Origin of the sequence: Nonomuraea sp. NPDC050540 (assembly GCF_044457485.1) — a bacterium.
GTDB lineage: Bacteria > Actinomycetota > Actinomycetes > Streptosporangiales > Streptosporangiaceae > Nonomuraea.
This window is the reverse complement of the sequence record NZ_JBITHA010000009.1, coordinates 276,336-294,228: the sequence shown is the minus strand read 5'-3', so window position 1 is coordinate 294,228 and position 17,893 is coordinate 276,336. Positions and strand designations below refer to the sequence as shown.

Sequence of the window (17,893 nt, the reverse complement as noted above, 5' to 3'; positions counted from 1 at the left end):
TCGTACAGTAGCGTGAGGCCCGCCATGAAGCAGTTGCCCGACTCGCCGCACGCGCACGCGGATACGCGCGCCTGGCCACCCATCTCCGTCGTCATGCCCATCCTCAACGAGGAGCGGCACCTCCAAGAGGCCGTCGACATGATCCTGTCCCAGCGATACCCGGGCGAGATCGAAGTCGTGCTGGCCGTAGGACCCTCCCATGACCGGACGCAGGAGGTCGCCGACGCCATCGCGGCGGCCGACCGGCGGATCACGGTCGTCCCCAACCCCACCGGGCGCACCCCCAACGCGCTCAACGCCGCCATCGGCGCCTCCCGCAACAAGATCATCGCCAGGGTCGACGGGCACGCCATGCTGCCCGACGACTACCTGCGCGTGGCCGTGGAGACGCTGGAGGAGACCGGCGCCGACAACGTCGGCGGCATCATGGCCGCCGAAGGGATCACGCCGTTCGAGCAGGCCGTCGCGTGCGCGATGACCTCCAAGATCGGCGTCGGCGCCGCCGCCTTCCACATCGGCGGTACGGCCGGCCCCGCCGACACCGTCTACCTGGGCGTCTTCCGCAGGGAGGCGCTGGAGCGGGTCGGCGGCTACGACGAGCACTTCCAGCGCGCCCAGGACTGGGAGATGAACCACCGCATCCGCCAGACCGGCGGGCTCGTGTGGTTCCAGCCCAGGATGCGGGTCTCCTACCGGCCGAGGCCCAACGTGAAGGCCCTGGCCAAGCAGTACTTCCACTACGGCCGCTGGCGCCGCGTGGTCTCCCGCACCCACGAGGGCACGATCAACCTGCGCTACCTCGCCCCGCCCTTCGCGGTGCTGGCGATGGCGCTCGGGCTGATCGTCTCGCCGTTCTTCCCCCTGGCGCTGATCGTTCCCGGCGGCTACGCGCTGGCCATCGTGGCCGGCTCCGCGCTGACCGGCAGCGGCCTGCCCGGGGCGGCCAAGCTCAGGCTCCCGGCGGTCTACGCGACCATGCACGTCTCCTGGGGCTGGGGCTTCCTCACGAGTCCCAGAAAGCTCGCTCGACCGCGGCGTTGAACCGCGTGAGGGCATCCGGCTCGTCCGGGCCCAGCAGGTAGGCGCGCAGCTTCCGCCGCGCGCACGCCAGCGCGTCCTCCCCGTCCAAGAACCCGGCCAGGGCCGCGAGGTCCTGGCCCAGCAACACCCCGGCGCCCGTCGTCGGGTAGCGCTCGTGGAAGGCCTTCTCCGCCATCCCCGACACGTTCGTCACCGCGTACGGCTTGCCGCTGGCCAGGAAGTCGGCCACCACGCTGGAGATGTCGGTGATCATCAGGTCCGCCTGGTTGAAGCACGCGTACAGGTCCGGCTTCGTCACCACGAGATGCTTGACCGGCGCCCTGGCCGCCCCGCCCGACGGATGCCTGGCCTTCGACCTGGCCAGCGCGGCGGCGTCCAGCATCGCCACGATCTCCGCGTGGGCCCGCGCGGCCGCCTTGTCCCGGTGCCCGGTCAGCGGATGCGGCTTGTAGACCACTCGCAGCTCCGGCTCGTGGTCGAGCAGCGCCCGCACGATCCGCGGCCCCATCGTGGTCAGCGAGGTGTGGTGCAGGTCGTCCGTCCATCCCTCCCACGTCGGCGCGTACAGCACCGTCCGGTACGGCAGGCCGGGCCCCTCGGCCGAGATCCCCTCCAGCTGGGGCCGTCCCACCTCGTGCACGTTCTCGTCCCGCACCCCGACCCTGGCCCGCCGGTAGCGGTCGCGCCCGGCGGGACCGGCCACCCACACCTCGTCGTAGACCCGCGAGAACGGGTTGAACGACGCCTCCTTGTCGCTGTCGCCGTGCCCGACGAAGACGCTGCGCATGCCGGGGATGCGCAGCATGTGGATGTTCTTGCCGACGTTGGCCACGTACAGGCACAGCCGGGCGCTGCCCAGCGCGTGGAAGCCCATGAGGTCGGCCGACGACGGGATGCACAGGACCGGCAGCGTGGTCTGGCCCAGCCGGTCGGCCAGGCCGCGCTCGCGCAGGACCACGATGGCCCGGCGGTCGATCCGCTCCAGCGTCGCCAGCCACATCCTGGCCTGGTAGGCGGCCTCGTTGGCGCCGCTGAAGTACAGGATGACCTCGGGGTGGTAGTCCCTGACCTGCTTGTCGACGACGGCCAGGATGCGGGGGGCGTCGGTCAGCGGGGCGGCCCGCCGTACGTAGGGGATGAGGAGCAGCACCCCGGCGCAGCCCAGCAGCAGGCCGAGAGCCGCGCCCGCGGCGGCGGCCAGTCCGCCCAGCGCGGCGCCGAGCACGGGCAGGACGTCGAGGTAGAGGAAGCGCACGCCGCGGTAGTTGGTGAGGAACTCGGGCGGCGTCTTCGGGAGGTTGAGCGCGGTGACGTCGAGGTGGCGGGTGGTGACCGGCATGGTGGCGACGGTCTGGCGCAGCCGTATGGCGAGGCTCGTCTGCACCGCGCGGACCCCGTGCATCGCGAACAGCCCGACGGCCAGTGCCGTGAGCCAGGGCGAGCCGGGGCCCGTGGTCTTGGCCACGAGGATCACCGCGGCCATCTCCCTGATCACGAAGCGCACTGTGACGCCCAGGTGCACCCGCGAAAGCAGGTCCACGAACGGCCTGGCCACGCGGGCCGCGAGGTGCTCGGCGAGGTAGGAGAGCGCGGCCACGGCGGCGAACAGCAGCGGGTGCGGCCACAGGGCGGCCAGCAGCAGGACCGGATAGCTGCCCAGAAGCACGGCCTTGACACAGAGTCTCCGCATGCATTCGGACAGTAACAGCTTTAGGTCCCGTCGAGCCGGACGTCGATCACCTGCCCCGTCAGGTCGGAAATCAGCACGTCGAGTGAGGTCTGGGCGACGGCGCGCGGAGACAGCAGAGTGTTTGCGGGTTCCTCGCCGAAGGCGCGTTCGCGCATGGGCGTGCTGGTGCGCTCCGGGTTGACGCAGTTGACCCGGATGCCGTCGCCCGCCCACTCGTCGGCCAGCGCCTGGGTCAGGTTGACCACCGCCGCCTTCGTCGAGGAGTAGAGGCTGTAGTCGGCGCGGCCCCTCGTGTAGCTGGAGGAGGTGTAGAGCAGCAGGCAGCCGTTGCTTTCGCGCAGGTACGGATAGGCGGCGCGGGCCACGTTGACCGGGCCCAGGTAGTTGACCCCGACCGTCTCGGCGATCGTCTCGTCGGTGACCTCGGCCAGCTTGCCCATGTGCAGCACGCCCGCGGTGTTGACCACGTAGTCGACCCGGCCGACCTGGGCCAGCGCCTTGGCCACCGAGGAGAGGTCCTCGACCCGCACGCCGTTCTGCGTACGCGAGAAGGAGTGCACCTCGGCGCCGTGGCCGCGGGCCAGGTCCACCACGTCGGCGCCGATGCCGTAGCTGCCGCCGAAGACGACCACGCTCCGCCCGGCCAGCGCCTCGCGGTAGTCGCGCGGCTGCGGCGCCGGCGCGCCGGCCGCGGCGAGCTGGAAGAGCTTGTCGGCGATGTACACGTCGACCGGATGCGTCACCTTCATGTTGTGCTCGCTGCCCGGCACGATGTAGATCGGCACGTCCGGCAGATAACGCAGCACCACGCCGCAGTCGTCGGTGGCCGGCTGCTTGTCGAAGTCGGGGTCGGCGAACGCCCGCTCGTACGCCTCGCGGATCACCGACAGCCGGAAGCACTGGGGCGTCTGCCCGCGCCGCAGCCGCGACCGGTCGGGGATGTCGCGGATGATCTCCCCGCGCGGTCCCGGCACCGCCACGACGACCGTGTCGGAGCTCGGGATGGCCACGTCCACGGCCGAATAGGTCTCCAGGGCCCGAACACACTCGGTGAGGATCCGGGGCTCCAGGAGCGGTCTCACGGCGTCGTGCAGGAGCACGTTGCACTCCTGCGGGCCGAGCGCCTTCAGCGCCCGCCACGTCGTCTCCGTACGGCTCGCGCCACCCTCAATGATCTTGCTGACCTTGCCGAAACGCCCCCGTGCCACGATCTCCTCGACCTGGTCGGTGAAGCCGGGAGTCATCAGCACCACGATCTCGTCGATCTCCGGCGCGGAGTCGAACAGGGCCAGCGTGTGCTCCAGGATCGTCCGCCCGGCGATCTTGATCAGCTGTTTGGGCGTGTTCAGCCCGACACGCTGACCGACCCCGCCGGCCAGAACCACCCCTACAGAGCGCAACCGAGAGTCCATGCCGCGAGCGTAACGGTCTTGTTCCGTGATATCGCGTCGCCAGGTCGCTACGCTGTGTCCACGCACTCCCTCGCGACTGGGAGGAGACCTGCGCTTTGCCCGATTCACTCACGCGAGAGATCACCGCCACATCCGTGGCCATCCTCGCCACGACACCGGCCGCCACGCTCTCCTGCGCCGACGGAACCCTGCTCGACCGGATCAGCGACCAACTCGTCACGTTGCCCGTGCGCGACGTGCAGGTGCTGTCGTCCGGCAACGGGCTCAGCTCCGACCTGCGCGGCGTGGCCAAGCTGGCGCGCGTCTGCGCCGGTCCCGTCGCGGTGCTGCCCGCCGACCTGGTCGCCCACACCGAGGCGCTCGCCCTGGTGCTCGAACATCCGGCCCGTGGCTCGGCGGCGCTGGTCAGCCACGACCCCTCCGCCGCGCCCCTGCGCCCGCCCGTGCGCGTCGAGGGCGGCAAGGTCGTGGCCGCGGGCAGTTCCTTCCACCTCGTCCCCGAGGCCAACGCCACCTTCCGCGGCGTCCTTCAGGCCGGCGAGGCCGACCTCGGCAGCCTGGCCGAGGTCGCGGAAGAGCTCGCGGAACTGGCCGAGACCGGCCGGCTCGGCCCGGTCAGCCCCGTCGAGGCGATCGACCTGCTGCTGGTCGGGCTGGTCCGATACGGCGTGCGGGTGCGCGCGGCGGCGATCGGGCCGCTGCACAGCGACCGGGTCACCGCGCAGGCCTCCGCCGACAGCGCCATCGAGCGGCTGTCGGAGGTGGACGAGTCGCGGGTGCGGCTCAACTTCGCGGTCAAGGACGACGACGGCTTCTTCGCCACCCACTTCGTCTCGGTCTGGTCGCGCTACCTCATCAGGCTGGCGGCCAGGCTCCGGCTCACGCCCAACGCCATCACCGGGATCTCGATCGGGCTCGCCGTACTGGCGGCCGTGTGGTTCTCGGCGGGCACGCGTGAGGCGCAGATCGCCGGAGCGGTGCTGCTCTACCTCTCGTTCATGCTCGACTGCCTCGACGGGCAGGTGGCCCGCTACACGCGCACCTTCTCGCCGCTCGGCTCGTGGGTCGACGCGATGGCCGACCGGCTGAAGGAGTATGTCGTCTATGTCGGGCTCGCCATCGGGTACGCGGCCGGGCTGCCCTGGACCGGCGGCGGCCCCGGCGGCATCTGGTACCTGGCCGCGGCCGCGATGGTCCTCCAGGTGGTCAGGCACACCATCGACTTCGCCTTCGGCGGCGCGGTCTCCGACGCCGCGCGGATCGGCTCGTCCTTCGCCCGCCCGGCCCGCTCCCTGCTGGAGTCGGCGGACGAGGGGCGCTACACCGTGCCGAAACAGGGGATGCTCGGCCTGGCCCAGCGCATGGAGGGGGAGAGCGTCCTGCGCTGGCTGAAAAAGATCATCGTCCTGCCGATCGGAGAGCGGATGGCGCTGATCGCGATCACCGCCGCGGTGTTCAACGCCCGCGTCACCTTCCTCTCCCTGCTCCTGTGGGGCGGCGTCGCCGCCCTCTACTCGCTCGCCGGGCGGATCGCGAGGTCGATGGCGAAGTGATCACCATTCACATGACTCCGGTCCCCGCCAGCACCGTCGTCGCCTACCGCGACGACGGGCCGCTCTCGCGCGGCATGGGCGCCCTCGTCGCCGGGCAGCTGCCGCCCCTGCCGCCGCTCATCGCGGGCGCCTTCGTCACCGGCATCCTGCTGGTGATCGGCGTCGGCGGCGCCAACGGTCTCGCGGTGTTCGCGCCGGCGGTCACGCTGCTGCTGGCCGGTCCCGGCAGCAGCGCGCCGCACGACGGCCGCCTCGACTGGCTGTGCCCGCCGATCCTGCGGGTCATCGAGTACGCCTTCGTGGCCAGCTGCGGGTTCGGCCACGGGGTCCACCCCGTGCTGATCTTCATGCTGCTGGGCGCGATGGCCTTCCACCACTACGACCTGGTCTACCGGATCAGGCAGCGGGTCTATCCGCCGCCGTGGCTGACGACCTTCGGCCTCGGCTGGGACGGGCGGATGATCGCCGTCTCGCTGGCCGTACTCGTATCGCTGCCCACGGCGGGGTTCGCGTTGCTGGCCCTCTACCTTTGGTTGTTGTTCGGCTGGGAAAGCGTCACCTGCTGGCTCGCCGCGCCCAGATCCGGGGTGGAAGCAACGGATATGGGAACACAGGACTAAGAGCGGATTACCCTCGCAGGGCGAAAAGGCAACTAACCTTTGGGGCCTGGAGAGTCACGCTCGACTGAGGAGTGCACGTTGCTGGGAATGGTGCTGGCCGCTGGAGCCGGACGACGCCTGCGGCCGTACACCGACACGTTGCCTAAAGCGCTCGTGCCGGTCGACGGTGAGACCACGATCATGGACATCTCGCTGCGCAACCTCGCCGAGGTGGGCCTGCGCGACGTCGTGGTGATCATCGGCTACGCGGCGGGGACGGTCGAGGAGCGCAAGGCCGCGCTCGAGGAACGCCACGGCGTCAACCTCACGCTCGTGTACAACGACAAGGCCGAGGAGTGGAACAACGCCTACTCCCTGTGGTGCGCGCGCGACTACTTCGCGCAGGGCGCGCTGCTGGTCAACGGCGACACCGTCCACCCCGTCTCGGTCGAGAAGACGCTGCTGTCCGCGCCGGAGACCAGCGACATCCTGCTGGCCGTCGACGACGTGAAGAAGCTGGCCGACGAGGAGATGAAGGTCACCCTGGAGGGCGGCTCGCTCAAGCGCATCACCAAGCTGATGGACCCCGCCGAGGCCTACGGCGAGTACATCGGCGCCACGCTGATCCGTCCCGGCGCCGCCGACCGCCTGGCCGACGCGCTCAAGACCACCTTCGAGCGCGACCCTCAGCTCTACTACGAGGACGGCTACCAGGAGATGGTCAACCGCGGTGAGCAGATCCACGCCGCCCCCATCGGCGAGGTCGACTGGGTCGAAGTGGACAACCACGACGACCTGGCCAAGGCTCGCACCATAGCCGTCAATTACTGAGGGAGGCGCAGATGCCGCTTCTCGCGAGGATGCTGCCCGCGCCGCTCACCATGGAGGTACGGCGCGGCGCGGTCGCCCAGCTGGGCGCGCTGCTCAACGACAGCCGGGTGGCCACCTCCGGCAGGGTCGCGGTCGCCGTCGGCCCCGGCCAGGGCGACCACATCGAGGGCCTGATCGCCCCCACGCTGGATCAGGCCGAGGTCTTCCGCGTGGCCGACGGCTCCGTCGACGCGGCCGTCTCGCTCGGCGGCGACCTGCGCAAGGGCGCCTACGAGGTGGTCGTCGGCGTCGGCGGCGGACGGACCATCGACGCCACGAAGTACGCCGCGTCGCTGGCCGGCATCCCCATGGTCGCGGTGGCCACGAACCTCTCGCACGACGGCATCTGCTCGCCCACCGCCTCGCTGGTCTACGAGGGCGGCAAGGGGTCGTTCGGCGTGCCGATGCCGCTGGCGATCCTGGTCGACCTGGACTTCGTCCACGCCGCGCCCGAGTCGCTGGTGCGTTCGGGGGTGGGCGACGTGATCAGCAACCTGTCGGCGATCGACGACTGGCAGCTGGCCAACGTCGAGCGCGGGGAGCCGATCGACGGGCTGGCGTGCTCGATGGCGCGTACCGCGGCGGAGGCTCTGATCGGGCGTAAGGACTCCATCGAGACCGACGCCTTCCTGACGGTACTGGCCGAATCCTTGATCTTGTCGGGCATGTCGATGGTAATCGCAGGGTCATCCCGTCCTTCCAGTGGCGGGGATCATGAGATCCTTCATGCCGTGGATCAGCTTTTCCCCGGCACTTCCAATCACGGCGAGCTCGCCGGGATCGGCACCGCGTTCTGCTATTTCCTGCGGGACGACGCCGACCGACTCCAGCAGGTCGTCGACTGCCTGAGGCAGCACCGGCTGCCCGTCGCGCCCGGTGACATCGGGCTGAGCGCGGAGCAGTTCACCGAGGCCGTCATGCTGGCGCCCTCCACCCGCCCGGGTCGCTACACGATCCTGGAGCACATGCGGCTGTCGGAATCCGAAGTGCGTGGACGGGTGGCGGACTATGTCCGGGCCTTCGGTAGCTGAGCTGCGCGCGGTAGCCCAGCCGGAGGGCCACCTCGACCGCAAGAACGGCGAGCACTGGGCGGGCGTGCTCTACATGCGCGCGATCTCGATCCGGGTCACCTGGCTGCTGGCCAAGACCCGGGTCACGCCGAACCAGCTCACCTGGGTGATGACGATCGCCGGGGTCCTGGCGGGCTTCGCGATGGCCCTGCCCGGGATCTGGGGCGCCTTCCTGGCCGCCCTGCTCGTGCAGGTGTACCTGCTGCTCGACTGTTCCGACGGCGAACTGGCCCGCTGGACCGGCAAGACCTCGCTGACCGGCGTCTACCTCGACCGGGTCGGCGCCTACTTCACCGAGGCCGCCGTGCTGGCCGGGCTGGGCTGGCGGGCTTCCGAGGTGCTGCCCGACTGGTACACGGTGATGGGCTTCGCCGCCGCGCTCGGCGCGATCCTCATCAAGGCCGAGACCGACCTGGTCGACGTGGCCCGTGCCAAGGGCGGGCTCGACTCGGCCAGTGAGGCGTCGGTGGGGCAGTTCCGCTCGGGGCTGCTGGGGCTGGGCCGGCGCGTCCTGTCGGCCACGAAGTTTCACCGGATCGTGCAGCCGATCGAGTTGTCCCTGCTCGCGCTGGGCACGGCCGTGATCGACCAACTGGCCGGAAACCTCACGGCGACCCGTGTACTCACCGTAGCCTGCCTGATAGCCGCGGGACTCCAGATGGTGTTGCACCTGGTGAGCATCTTGGCATCGAGGCGGCTTGCGTGAGCCCTCGTCGGAACCGCTCAGGCTCGGCGTCCGTCGTATTGATCGGACGTCCGCCGTTCGGTGGGGGTTCACCCACGGTTCCGATACGCTTAGCTCCACCAATATCAGGAAATATGCATACCAGCAGACTCGGTGATCATGAAAGAATGCTCCGCTCGTGCTCTCAACGCGTCAAGGTGATGACCCGTTGAAGATCTCGTGCGTCATCCTCACCATGGGCAACCGGGTCGCGGAGCTGAACCGGGCGGTCGATTCCGCGCTCAACCAGGTCGACGGCGACGTCGAGGTGGTGATCGTGGGCAACGGGGCCGACGTGCCCGAGGTGACGGCGACGCCACCCGAGGGCTCGGCCGCGATCGTGAAGACGGTCCGCCTGGAGCACAACACCGGCATCCCGGCCGGACGTAACCGGGGCGTCGAGGAGTGCTCGGGCGACGTCGTGCTGTTCCTCGACGACGACGGCTGGTACGCCAACCAGAAGGTCGTCGCCCACGTACGCGACCGCTTCGCCACCGAGCCCGATCTGGCCGTCATCTCCTTCCGCGTCATGGACCCGGAAGGCGGCGTCGGCCAGCGGCGCCACGTGCCGCGCCTGCGCGCAGGGGACCCGCAGCGCTCCTCGCCGGTCACCACGTTCCTGGGGGGCGCCTCGGCCATCCGGCGTTCCGCCTTCCTCCAGGTGGGCGGGCTGCCCGAGCGCTTCTTCTACGCGCACGAGGAGACCGACCTGGCCTGGCGGCTGCTCGGCGAGGGCTACCGGATCGAGTACGACGCCGAGACCGTCATGTACCACCCGCAGGTGCCGCCGACCCGCCACGCCGACTTCTACCGGCTCAACGCGCGCAACCGCGTGTGGCTCGCCCGGCGCAACCTGCCCTGGCCGCTGGCCGCCCTCTACCTGGTCAACTGGGTCGTGCTCACGCTGGTGCGCGAACGCTCCGGCACGGCACTGAAGGCGTGGTTCACCGGCTTCCTGGAGGGCCTGCGCACGCCGGCGGGCGAACGCCGCCCGATGGCGTGGAAGACCGCCTGGCGCATGGTGAAGCTGGGCCGCCCGCCCATCGTCTAGAGATCCACCGCGGCTCCGAAGGACATGCTCGCCCGCTCCACCGTCGTGCTCAGCAGCGCCCGTTTCGGCAGGCCCAGCTCGCTCAGCTCCTTGGCGATCGGGTGGTTGCCCAGCCTGACCAGGGCGCCTCCCGGCCGCAGCCGAACGCCCTTCGCCGACATCTCTGCGGGGATCTTCCTCGTGACGCCGTCGCGGTGGGTGTAGGCGGTCAGGGGTACGGCCGGCCTCGGCACCGGGAAACCCGGCTTCAGCAGCAGGTCGATGACCAGGCGGCCGTCCTTGCGGACGATGCAGCGCTTGTAGGGGGAGGACAACCTCAGGTCGATCTCGGCCAGCTCCTTGGGAAATCCCCACATCGAACGGCCGGCCTCCATGGTGAACGACTGGTCCACGGGTAGCCAGTGGATGAACGCCGCGGCGTTCCGCAGATCGGACAGGCCCGCTGTGCCCGCCGTACCCGGTTGACGGACCAGGAACGCCACCCCGAACTCGTGGTAGGTGTCCAGGTCGCCGTCACGGTAGTCGACGAAGATCAGCGTGCAGACGGCCTTGCCGGGGAAGACCTCGGCCACGTCCAGTCCCGAGTAGGCGATCACCGCTCGGGCGGCGTCGGCGCGTACCGGGTACATCGTGCTGCAGACCGTCGCGTCTCTCACCCGGACGGGCAGACTCACCGTTCGGCCCTGGATCAGATGCGATGCCATGCCTCCAGTACATCAACCACGAAGCGATGTGACCATTCCTGTCCGGATCCCGTCTGGTCTGATGTGACTGTCCAAGGAATGCGGAGGCCATCATCATCGAGGAGCTCTATCGCGAGCACTGGCCGCTCGTGTGCGGGTTCCTGCTGCGCCGGACCCGCGACCCCCACCTGGCCGAGGACCTCGCCCAGGAGACCTTCGTCAAGGCCACCCGGGCGATGCTCGGCTGGCGCGGAGAGAACCCGGCGGCCTGGCTGCTGGCCATCGCCCGCAACGTCCTGCTCGACCACGTGCGCCGGAGGCGGGTCGAGCTGGCCTTACCCGATCCGGACGAGCTCGGCGTCCCCTCCATGGGGGTCGACGCCCTGGAGGTACGCGACGCCCTCGACCGCCTTCCGCCCCAGCACAGGAGGCTGCTGGAGCTGGTCTACCTGGAGGGCTTCTCCATGGTCGAGGTGGCGGCGATGACCGGCAAGAAGCACAACACGATCAAGACAGCGCTATGGCGGGCCCGCGCGGCCTTCGCCGAGACCTACGGAGCCCCCGGATGAGCGAGCTGGACCTGCCCGACTTCGACCCCAAGGCCACCAGGAAGGCGGTACGGCGCGGGCTGGTCAAGACGGCCTCGCTCGTGCTGGCCGGGCTGCTCGCGCTGGTGCTGGTGCTGGTGCTGGCGCCGATCCTGGTGCAGAAGGGCAGTGGGCGGACGGACCGTATCCACGACGTGTTCGGGACGGCGTTCAAGATGTACAACCCGTCCTATCGGATCGTGCTCGGCGAATGCTGCGACACCACCCCCTGGTCGGCGAGCCTGCCGCTCACGGCCGGTCAGCTCAGGGCCTACGGCGGGTTCTACGGCAATGCGGAGGTGCCCTACGAGATCACCACGAACCTCTTCGGTGGGCTGCGGCACCTGCCCCTGGGCAACGACGCCAACACCGCGGTGGCCACCGCGCTGAGCAGGGTCGGGCACAAGTCTCCCCTCGACAAGGACGAAGCCCGCAAGATCCTCGCCGAGCTGCCGAAGGGCATGAACGTCCTGGCCATGGTGGAGTTCAACCAACCCGCGACGGCCGAGCAGCTGGTCGCGTTCGGCAAGACCTACCACGCCTGCCCCGAGACGATCGTCTACGAGGCCAGGCCCGGATCCGTGCCGATCACGTTCGGGTCGGGCACGTGGGATCGCACGCCGGTCAGGGGGACGTCGGGCTGGTGTTACGAGAACCCGACCGGGATCCTGGCGGAGTTCCGCTCCTGGGACAAGATCCTCCAGGATTCCGACGCGGCTGACCTGCGCGCCTTCGACCTCACCCTCGACCGCGTCCGCAAGGCCGCCAAGGACGGGCTCGCCTACGCCTACCTCGACGAGGGCGTGCCGGTCGAACGCCTGCGCAAGCTGCTGGAGGACCCGCGGGTGCGCGCGGTGGGCCTCATCGACGCGACCTTCGACCTCGCCCGCTTCTAGACCGCCAGTGAGTGCGCCACCCCTGCCAGCGACTCCATGCGGGCCACGAAGGCCGGGGCGTGGTCGGGCCAGTGGTGGTGCAGGCGGGCGTAGGTGTGGCCGCGGGCGCCCATGTTGGCCCTGCGGTCGGGGTCTTCCTTGAGGTCGAGTACGGCATGCCGTACCGAGTCCACGTCAAATGGGACGACGAGCCCGCAGCGAGCGGTCTGCACCAGCGTGCCCGACTGAGGAGTGGTGATGACGGGCACGCCACGCCCCATGTAGTCGAGCACCTTGGTCGGTACGCCCGTGACGTCGGCGGGCGCCAGGGAGATGCCGGCCAAGGCGCCCTCGACCATGCGCAGCGCGTGGCGGTTGGGCACATGGCCGAACCAGTCGAGCAGGCCGACCCGCTGGGCGTCGCGCAGCAACACCCGCGCCTCGCGGTCGGCCTGGCCGATGAGATCGAGGCGGATGCCGTGCGGCACCAGCCGTTCGGCGAGCGCGATGAGCTCGGCGGCGCCGCGCTCGGCCGTCAGGCGACCGAGGTGGACCACCCTGGTGTCGCCGGGAGGGGGAGGGGCGGGCGACACCAGAGTGGCCTCTGGCACCACGGATGGCGAGATCACGTGGTGGCGGCGCTCCGCGCGTGAGGCACGCCGGGAGTCGGCCGGTTCGCGTACGTCCCAGACCACCGGCGGATGCCGGTAGGGCAGGGCGCGCAGCAGGTCGGCGTCATGCACGAGCAGCAGGTCCGCGCCCCTGACGCCGCGGCGCAGGGCGGCCCGCGCCCTGCCGTGCCCGGCGCCGCGCGGTACGTCGATCGCGGTGATGGGCAGCGGTGGTGTCACGTTGAAGTAGGTGAACGGCGCCACGTACGTGATGTCGTGGTCCGCATCGAGGAGTGCGCGGATCTGCCGATGCATGATCCTGGCATCCTCGGGATGATGGTCAATCGTCGCGACACATACCCGCATGTCTTGATGCTGAGGTTTGCCCGGGTCAGTCAGGTGAAGGGCGGTGGAACTGACGATTAACTTCCGGAGGGACGGCGGTATAGCCAGGTCAAGCGTGGCTCAAGGACCCACTTGAAGACCGTGCGCGTCTCGGGCAGGCACAGGACGATGGCCAGGGCGAACGCGCTGGAGGCGATCGCGAGCACGCCCAGCGGGCCCTGCAGCCAGGGCAGGTCGAGCCAGCCCTGGTCCTTGGCGATCAGCACCGGGATGCCGTGGAGCAGATAGGCGTACAGCGTGCGGGTGCCGAGGTCGGAGTACCAGGTCTCGCCGCGCGGGACCAGCGACAGCACGGCGAAGCACATCGCCAGCGAGCAGGCCAGCAAACCGGTGCGCACGCCGAGGCCCATCCACCACGACAGGTCCATGTCCTGGTAGCTGTGCTTGAAGTAGAACGGCTTGAGCGTGGGGTCGAAGCGGGCCACCAGGATCGCGCTGGCCGCGGCGCCGACCAGCGTGACCGCCGAGACGATCTTGATCCACCTGCGGTTGAGCAGCTCGAAGTGCTCGGGCCGCATGACCAGGCCGATCACGAAGAAGGGCAGCAGGCCGAAGAAGCGGTCCATGCTGAAGTCGCCGCTGATCTGCGAGAACCCGGCGAACAGGTAGATCGCGATGGCGACCGGGATGGGGAACTTCATCCGCTTCCACACCGGCGTCGACAGCCGCCAGAACAGCAGCGCCAGCAGGTACCAGTTGAGCCACGCCGGATCGATGATCGTCAGGCTCCACTTCTGCCCGACGGCGGTGCGGAGCACGGCGTAGCCGACCTCGACGATCACGTACGGGATGACGAACGTGTCGACGAGCTTGTTGGTCTTGGCGTTGGAGTTCCAGAAGTTACGCGACAGGTAACCGCTGATCAGCACGAACAGCGGCATGTGGAACATGTAGATGAAGATGTACAGCGACCGCGAGGAGTCGGTGTTGAGCGTCGGTACCAGCGAGTGGCCGACGACCACCAGCGCGATGAGCACGAACTTGACGTTGTCGAGATAAGGGTCGCGCTTCTTGGCCGGCGGCGGCGCCGGCTCCGGCTCGTCCTTCTCCTGCCCCCAGAAACCCGCGTCCTGCCCCGGCAGCGGCCACCGGTTCTTGGCGTCGGTGCTGTCCTGCTGCTCGATGGTGGTGGCAGGGACGGTGGACCGGGTGTCAGTCACGTGGCAGACGCTCAGTTCGTTCGGGGTCGGGGGAACGCGACCGTCTGTCTCGACTGACGCCTGGACGACGTCGTACGAGCGCAGTCGCCGACCTCACAACACTAGCGCCGCGGGACACTCCTGTCTCCGAAGGAGCGCCAAGAAACCCCGTATCCACAGGGAACTTGGAGGTTAGGTGCACACGTTGGACTGGTTTGCACTCACAGTGTTCTGCTTGACGTCTTCGGATACCTTCGTCACCTTTACGCCCTTCCAGTCGTCGCCGACGATCAGCTGGATCACCGGCGGTTTCGTGCCGCCGACGGGCTCCGCGGGCGGGACGGTGGAGGTGTAGGGCTCGGTGGTCAGCGGCTTCACGCCGCCCTTGGCCGGGGTGACGGCCGGTGAGGTCGCCTTGCCCACGACGCCGGCGTAGTCCTCGCCGTTGGTGGCCTTCTTGCCGTAGCGCAGCTCGGTCTTGGCGACGCTGCCGGTCGCGGGCTTGTAGTTGCCCAGGCTGACGACCCGGAAGCCCTCCTTGGTGAGCTGGTCGGCGACTTCCCTGGCCTTGCCCTGGGTGGCGGTGCCGTTGAGGACCTGGACCTCGACCTGCTCGGGTTTGACCGTGATCTTCGGCTTGGCCGAACCGGTGGGGGTGGGCTCGGGCACCGCGATGTCGACGTCGGTCTTGATCATGTTGAAGAGCTCGTTGGCGGCGGGCTGCTTCCAGACCACGCGGTTGGGGTCGGTGGGGTCGGCCCCCCACGGCACCGTGATGAACTTGACGTCGCCCGCGGTCATCTTCGCCGCGCTCTGCGCGATCTGGATGAGCTTCTCGGGGTCGTCGGCCAGGCCCGGGTCCATGGTGACCGACTGGCCGGCCGCCTTCACGAAGCTGGACAGCTGGGGCACGTTCGTCAGCAGTTCGCTGCTGGTGGCCTTGGCGACGACCTTGCCGAGGAAGAGCTGCTGGCGGCGGATGCGCTGGATGTCGCTGCCGTCACCGTAGTTGCGCAGGCGGACGAAGCCGAGCGCCTTCTCGCCGTTGAGCTTGCTCTTGCCAGGCGGCAGCACGAGCTTGGACTTCTTGTCGTTGACGCCGCTCTTGAGGCAGATCTCGATGCCGCCCAGGGCGTCGACGATGTTCTTGAACCCGCTGAAGTCGACCTCGGCGAAGTGCTGGATGGGGATGCCGGTCAGCGTCTCCAGGGTGGTCATCGTGCAGGCGATGCCGCCGGAGTTGTAGGCCGCGTTGATCATGTCCCGGTGGGGCGGCATGATCGCGCCGGTGGTCTCGTTCTTGCACCGCGGGATGTCGACCATCGAGTCGCGCGGGAAGCTGATGAGCTTGGCGCCGTCGCGATTGGGCGAGATGTGCATCAGGATGATCGTGTCGGTGCGCTTGCCGGCGCCTCTGCGGGCGTCGAGCTGGCCGTAGCGGGCGTTGCCCTCGCCGTCGCGGGTGTCGGAGCCGACCAGGAGGATGTTGAGCGCGCCGGTGGAGTTGGCCGGGCGCGGGTTGAGGATCTGCTCGTTGACGTTCTTCTTGTTGATGGAGCCGAGCGCGTCGCGGTAGAGCGTGTAGCCGGTCAGCGAGCCGGCCACGACCACGCCGGTGAGCCCGATGCTGACCCAGGCCAGGACGCGCATCTTGTTGGGCCCGCCGCCGCTCTTGGCGCGGCGGCCGCGGGGCGGCTGGTCGTCGGGGGGCGGAGGCGGTGACGCCGCGCGACGCGGGCCGCGCATGCCGCCCGGATCGGTCTGAGCGTTCCTTCTGTCCTGGACGGACACACTCCGGTGGTCACTCATACGCCCCCCTCAGCCCCAACACGGCCCTCCTCTATTCGAAGAATTCGCCAGGCCGCATCCAGCTGGCTCGGTCGCACACTTGCGGCACGAGACTAGGTCACGTACGGCGTGCCAGGAGCCATGAATGACCGAATCGGTCGTGACCCCAGCGTGATGTTACAGGGCCAAAGCATACTCAGACCTGGACATTTCGTGGAATATCAGCGTGAAAGTCTTTACTGTTTCGGCAGGTCGGAGCGGCTGCGAAGGGCCAGGGCAAGACATGCCAGCGGTACGGCCGGCAGCACGTACCGGTAGTCGAATTCGGCCACCGCGGCCGGGACCACGAGCAGCGCCACCGCCGTTGACCAGGGCACGAGCCACTCCAGTTCCGGTCGGCGGCGGATTACGGACAGGGCTGGCGGCACGAGCAGCACCAGCAGCAGGAGGGTCCCCGGCAACCGCGCCACATCCTGGTAAGCCCGCAGCCACCCCGCGTACGGCTCCACCACCCGGGTCGCGATCGGCCCGCCCTCGTAGCGCTCGGCCAGCTCGGCGCCCAGCTGCGCCGCGTGCCTGCCGGGCGGGCCCGGCTCCCGCGACGGGAACTCGTAGTAGTCGTAGATCTCCTGGTCGGGGTAGACCGGGCGGCCCCAGGTGAACGTACGGGCCAGCTCAGAGGCGATCGAGGCGGCGTAGTCGAGCGGCTGCGAACGGATGGCCAGCAGGGCGAACCGCCCGGCCAGGGCGTCGTTGGCCCGCGAGAACGTGATGCCGGGCAGCCTGACCAGCGGGGTGTCCTGCGACCAGATGTACTCCTGCGAGGGCGGGCGGCGGTCCGGCGGGCGGGGGTCGCAGAGCACCCGCAGGTCGGGCGGCGGGTCCATCTTCTGGCAGTCGGCGAACGACTGCGCCCTGGCGTAGAGGAAGACGCCGTTGGCGCCGACCAGGCCGGCGCGGTCGTAGGTGGCGTAGAACCAGCCCATGTACGCCATGACCGGGACCAGGGCCGCGGCCAGCAACACGCCGGTCAGGGCGAGCCGCCCGCGGATCAGGAACCAGCAGGCCAGCAGCACGACCAGGGGCTGGCCGATCGTCCTGGTCAGGGTGGCGGCGGCCAGGAGAAGGCCGATGGCGGTCGCCGTGCGCCAGGTCATCCGGTCCCGGATCGCCAGCACGACGGCGGCGGTGACCAGGAACATGAACAGGGTGTCGGAGACCAGCAGATGTTCCAGCTCGATCTGGTACGCGTCCAGGAGGACCGGGGCCGTCGCCAGCGTCCTGATCCAGGGGCGGGCCCTCCGGGCGGCCAGGTAGATCATGGCCGCGACCGCGAGACCCATGAGGTGCTGAACCGCCGTGACGGCGGCGAAGCTGTGGAACGGTTCCAGGAGCTTGAGGAACATGGAGTACCCGGCCGGGCGTACCAGGTCGGGGCGGGGGCGGAAGACGGTGACGATGTAGGTGTAGGAGTCGGGGAACCACAGGGCCGGACGGAAGCCGAGCATCGTCAGCAGGCGCAGGACGGCTCCCGCGGCGAACAGGCCCACGAACCAGCGATGCCGCTTGGCGGCCCGGACGGCACGGCCGAGGACCGCCGCTCTTTCGATGCCGGGCTTCTCGGGTTGTTCGGGCCTTTCGGGTGCCGGGGCCGCCGCGCCGGGCCGGTCCTGTGCCTGGCGGGAGGCGTCGGGTCGCCGGTGCGCGGCTTCGGGTGTGTCCGGTGCCTCTTCGGTCGCGCCGGGCTGGTCCGGTGTCGCCTCCTTCAACGGCCCTCCCCTGTTCACCGCCGTCC

The 17,893-nt window shown here is 69.5% G+C and carries 16 protein-coding genes; 9 read left to right on the top strand and 7 right to left on the bottom strand.

Going from position 1 to position 17,893, the window contains the following annotated elements; genetic code table 11:
- Window positions 1-24: 24 nt before the first annotated feature.
- Complete coding sequence (locus tag ACIBI5_RS30365) at window positions 25-1,041, top strand: glycosyltransferase family 2 protein (RefSeq protein ID WP_397252144.1); 1,017 nt, start codon at window positions 25-27, stop codon at window positions 1,039-1,041.
- Here ACIBI5_RS30365 and ACIBI5_RS30360 read toward each other — a convergent pair.
- Complete coding sequence (locus ACIBI5_RS30360; RefSeq protein WP_397252143.1) at window positions 1,004-2,731, bottom strand: CDP-glycerol glycerophosphotransferase family protein; 1,728 nt, start codon at window positions 2,729-2,731, stop codon at window positions 1,004-1,006. The two genes, ACIBI5_RS30365 and ACIBI5_RS30360, sit on opposite strands and share 38 nt — an antisense overlap.
- Window positions 2,732-2,751: 20 nt before the next feature.
- Window positions 2,752-4,143: an SDR family NAD(P)-dependent oxidoreductase gene (locus tag ACIBI5_RS30355; RefSeq protein WP_397252142.1), complete on the bottom strand. Its 1,392-nt coding sequence runs from the start codon at window positions 4,141-4,143 to the stop codon at window positions 2,752-2,754.
- Window positions 4,144-4,238: 95 nt separating this feature from the next.
- Here ACIBI5_RS30355 and ACIBI5_RS30350 point away from each other — a divergent pair, with 95 nt between their 5' ends.
- The 6 genes from ACIBI5_RS30350 to ACIBI5_RS30325 all read left to right on the top strand — a co-directional run bounded on the left by ACIBI5_RS30350 (window position 4,239) and on the right by ACIBI5_RS30325 (window position 10,010).
- Complete coding sequence (locus ACIBI5_RS30350) at window positions 4,239-5,696, top strand: CDP-alcohol phosphatidyltransferase family protein (protein ID WP_397252141.1); 1,458 nt, start codon at window positions 4,239-4,241, stop codon at window positions 5,694-5,696.
- 11 nt (window positions 5,697-5,707) lie between these two features.
- Entirely contained in the window at window positions 5,708-6,316 is a 609-nt protein-coding gene (locus ACIBI5_RS30345; protein ID WP_397252139.1) for a DUF5941 domain-containing protein, read from the top strand.
- Window positions 6,317-6,394: 78 nt separating this feature from the next.
- Entirely contained in the window at window positions 6,395-7,126 is a 732-nt protein-coding gene (locus tag ACIBI5_RS30340) for a sugar phosphate nucleotidyltransferase (RefSeq protein WP_397252138.1), read from the top strand.
- Window positions 7,127-7,137: 11 nt separating this feature from the next.
- Entirely contained in the window at window positions 7,138-8,196 is a 1,059-nt protein-coding gene (locus tag ACIBI5_RS30335; RefSeq protein ID WP_397252137.1) for an iron-containing alcohol dehydrogenase family protein, read from the top strand.
- On the top strand, window positions 8,174-8,941 hold the full coding sequence (locus ACIBI5_RS30330) for a CDP-alcohol phosphatidyltransferase family protein (protein WP_397252136.1): 768 nt from the start codon (window positions 8,174-8,176) through the stop codon (window positions 8,939-8,941). The genes ACIBI5_RS30335 and ACIBI5_RS30330 overlap by 23 nt, the downstream gene beginning before the upstream one ends.
- 187 nt (window positions 8,942-9,128) lie before the next feature.
- Entirely contained in the window at window positions 9,129-10,010 is an 882-nt protein-coding gene (locus ACIBI5_RS30325) for a glycosyltransferase family 2 protein (RefSeq protein WP_397093842.1), read from the top strand.
- Here ACIBI5_RS30325 and ACIBI5_RS30320 read toward each other — a convergent pair.
- A complete protein-coding gene (locus tag ACIBI5_RS30320) occupies window positions 10,007-10,714 on the bottom strand; it encodes an acetoacetate decarboxylase family protein (protein ID WP_397252135.1) in 708 nt (235 codons plus the stop codon). The two genes, ACIBI5_RS30325 and ACIBI5_RS30320, sit on opposite strands and share 4 nt — an antisense overlap.
- An 89-nt stretch (window positions 10,715-10,803) precedes the next feature.
- Between ACIBI5_RS30320 and ACIBI5_RS30315 the strand changes: the two genes are divergently transcribed.
- Window positions 10,804-11,262, top strand: coding sequence for an RNA polymerase sigma factor (locus tag ACIBI5_RS30315; protein ID WP_397252271.1), 459 nt, complete (start codon window positions 10,804-10,806; stop codon window positions 11,260-11,262).
- The gene (locus ACIBI5_RS30310) at window positions 11,259-12,176 is read left to right on the top strand and encodes a hypothetical protein (RefSeq protein ID WP_397252134.1); all 918 of its coding nucleotides are present in this window, start codon (window positions 11,259-11,261) and stop codon (window positions 12,174-12,176) included. Before ACIBI5_RS30315 ends, ACIBI5_RS30310 begins: the two co-directional genes overlap by 4 nt.
- Here the strand turns inward: ACIBI5_RS30310 and ACIBI5_RS30305 are convergent.
- The 4 genes from ACIBI5_RS30305 to ACIBI5_RS30290 form a co-directional block, all read right to left on the bottom strand.
- Window positions 12,173-13,081 carry a glycosyltransferase gene (locus ACIBI5_RS30305; protein WP_397252133.1) on the bottom strand — a complete coding sequence of 303 codons (909 nt, stop codon included), beginning with the start codon at window positions 13,079-13,081 and terminating at the stop codon, window positions 12,173-12,175. The genes ACIBI5_RS30310 and ACIBI5_RS30305 overlap by 4 nt on opposite strands.
- Before the next feature lie 107 nt (window positions 13,082-13,188).
- Entirely contained in the window at window positions 13,189-14,331 is a 1,143-nt protein-coding gene (locus tag ACIBI5_RS30300) for an acyltransferase family protein (protein WP_397252132.1), read from the bottom strand.
- Between the two features lie 171 nt (window positions 14,332-14,502).
- Entirely contained in the window at window positions 14,503-16,119 is a 1,617-nt protein-coding gene (locus ACIBI5_RS30295) for an LCP family protein (RefSeq protein ID WP_397252131.1), read from the bottom strand.
- A 215-nt stretch (window positions 16,120-16,334) separates the two neighbouring features.
- Window positions 16,335-17,867, bottom strand: a complete 1,533-nt coding sequence (locus tag ACIBI5_RS30290; RefSeq protein WP_397252130.1) for a hypothetical protein — start codon at window positions 17,865-17,867, stop codon at window positions 16,335-16,337.
- Between the last annotated feature and the right edge of the window lie 26 nt (window positions 17,868-17,893).

Bases quoted from the DNA above. Each gene is read 5' to 3' on its own strand.
- ACIBI5_RS30365 (WP_397252144.1), top strand. From the start codon at position 25: ATGAAGCAGTTGCCCGACTCGCCGCACGCGCACGCGGATACGCGCGCC.
- ACIBI5_RS30360 (WP_397252143.1), bottom strand. From the start codon at position 2,731: ATGCGGAGACTCTGTGTCAAGGCCGTGCTTCTGGGCAGCTATCCGGTC.
- ACIBI5_RS30355 (WP_397252142.1), bottom strand. From the start codon at position 4,143: ATGGACTCTCGGTTGCGCTCTGTAGGGGTGGTTCTGGCCGGCGGGGTC.
- ACIBI5_RS30345 (WP_397252139.1), top strand. From the start codon at position 5,708: ATGACTCCGGTCCCCGCCAGCACCGTCGTCGCCTACCGCGACGACGGG.
- ACIBI5_RS30335 (WP_397252137.1), top strand. From the start codon at position 7,138: ATGCCGCTTCTCGCGAGGATGCTGCCCGCGCCGCTCACCATGGAGGTA.
- ACIBI5_RS30330 (WP_397252136.1), top strand. From the start codon at position 8,174: ATGTCCGGGCCTTCGGTAGCTGAGCTGCGCGCGGTAGCCCAGCCGGAG.
- ACIBI5_RS30320 (WP_397252135.1), bottom strand. From the start codon at position 10,714: ATGGCATCGCATCTGATCCAGGGCCGAACGGTGAGTCTGCCCGTCCGG.
- ACIBI5_RS30310 (WP_397252134.1), top strand. From the start codon at position 11,259: ATGAGCGAGCTGGACCTGCCCGACTTCGACCCCAAGGCCACCAGGAAG.
- ACIBI5_RS30305 (WP_397252133.1), bottom strand. From the start codon at position 13,081: ATGCATCGGCAGATCCGCGCACTCCTCGATGCGGACCACGACATCACG.
- ACIBI5_RS30295 (WP_397252131.1), bottom strand. From the start codon at position 16,119: ATGAGTGACCACCGGAGTGTGTCCGTCCAGGACAGAAGGAACGCTCAG.